Annotated in this window: 2 protein-coding genes; both read left to right on the top strand. The window is 71.2% G+C overall.

Translation table 11 applies throughout. The annotated features are described in order from the left end of the window. Positions 1–113 precede the first annotated feature (113 nt). Complete coding sequence (gene tatC / locus SACSA_RS0116200) at positions 114–1,115, top strand: twin-arginine translocase subunit TatC (RefSeq protein ID WP_019818738.1); 1,002 nt, start codon at positions 114–116, stop codon at positions 1,113–1,115. Between the two features lie 5 nt (positions 1,116–1,120). Further along, on the top strand, positions 1,121–1,598 hold a 478-nt coding region (locus tag SACSA_RS23395), incomplete at its 3' end, for a diacylglycerol/lipid kinase family protein (protein ID WP_019818735.1).

The raw sequence follows: 1,598 nt of genomic DNA, 5'->3' as shown, positions 1-1,598 counted from the left end.
CCGAGGCGGTGTGCGCCGCCGGGGACCGTGCGGCGCACACCGCGCGTGGGGTGTGAACGGGTGGCCGGGACCGGCCGCTCGTGTCGACGTCTTGACGAGAACGGAAACTGTTCGTGGCGGACTCTGCGGACCAGGGCGGGCGGCGCACGGGTAAGCGGCGCAAGCGCAGCCGTCGGTACAACCCCGACGGCACGATGACACTGGTGGAACACATCTACGAGTTCCGCCGCAGGCTCGGCTACGGCCTGCTCGCGTTGATCGCGGGCGGCGTGCTGGGGTTCCTCTGGTTCAACACCCGCGTCGGGCCGATCCCGTCGCTCGGTGATCTGGTCACCGGTCCGTACTGCGCGATCCCGGCCGAGCAGCGCTTCTCCAGTGAGGGCCAGGAGTGCAGGCTGCTGCAGACGGTGCCGTTCGAGGCCTTCATGATCCAGATGAAGGTCGGGTTGAGTGCCGGTGCGGTGTTGTTCTCGCCGTTGTGGCTGTATCAGCTGTGGGCGTTCGTGGCGCCGGGGCTGTACTCGCGTGAGCGCAAGTACGCGCTGACGTTCGTGGGCTTCGCCAGCGTGCTGTTCGCGCTCGGCGCGGTGCTGGCGTATGTGATGGTGCCGTACGCGCTGGAGATTTTGACCAACTTCGGCGGTGACTCGTTCGACACGTGGTTCACCGGTGACAAGTACGTCTCGTTCGTGCTGTCGCTGTTGCTGATCTTCGGGGTGAGTTTCGAACTGCCGTTGCTGGTGGTCATGCTCAACCGGGTGGGCGTGGTGCGCTACGAGCAGCTCGCGAAGTGGCGGCGCGGGCTGATCTTCGTGTTCTTCGTGTTCGCCGCCTTCGTCACGCCCGCGGACCCGTTCTCGATGATCGCGCTGGCCGGTGCGTTGACGTTGCTGTTCGAGCTGGCGTTGCAGATCACCCGGCTGCACGATCGCAAGCGGGCGCGGTTGCGCGCCGAGGAGGGCCTCGACGGTCTCGCCGACGACGAGGCGGCGCCGTTCGAGTACACGCCGACCTCGGCCGACGAGACGGACACGCCCTCCGCCGGCGCGGCGCACGGAGGGTCGGCCCCGGGTGGGACGTCCCGGTCCCGGCCCGACACCGACGACGTGACCTGATCGGCGTGGGCCGGCACGTGGCGCTGGCCGTGCATCCCGGGTCGGGCCGGGGCGCGGCCGCCCGGATCGCGAATACGGTCGCGGCCCGGCTGCGTGCCGAGGCCGACCAGCTCGAGGTGATCACCGCCGAGTCCGCGGAGGCGTTCCGGGCGCGGGTGGAGCGGTCCCGCCGGGCGGGCCTGGACGCGCTGGTGGTGCTCGGTGGTGACGGTGCGGCGCACCAGGCGGTGCAGTGCTGCGCGGACTCCGGTCCGGCCCTGGGGCTGGTGCCGTGCGGTACGGGCAACGACCTCGCCCGCGCGCTCGGTGTGCCCGCCGACGCCGATGCCGCGGTGGACTCCCTTATCGCCGCCCTGCGCGGCGGCACGCGGCGTGTGGTCGACCTCGGCCGCCTCGACCCGGACACCACCGCCCCCGACACCACCACCCGGGACACCACGACCGCGCACGGCGCCGTCGCGCACGACACGGCCCCGGAAGGCG

It is taken from the genome of Saccharomonospora saliphila YIM 90502 (genome assembly GCF_000383795.1).
Lineage (GTDB): Bacteria > Actinomycetota > Actinomycetes > Mycobacteriales > Pseudonocardiaceae > Saccharomonospora > Saccharomonospora saliphila.
The sequence above is the reverse complement of the archived record's forward strand: the minus strand, read 5'-3'. Positions and strand labels throughout refer to the sequence as shown.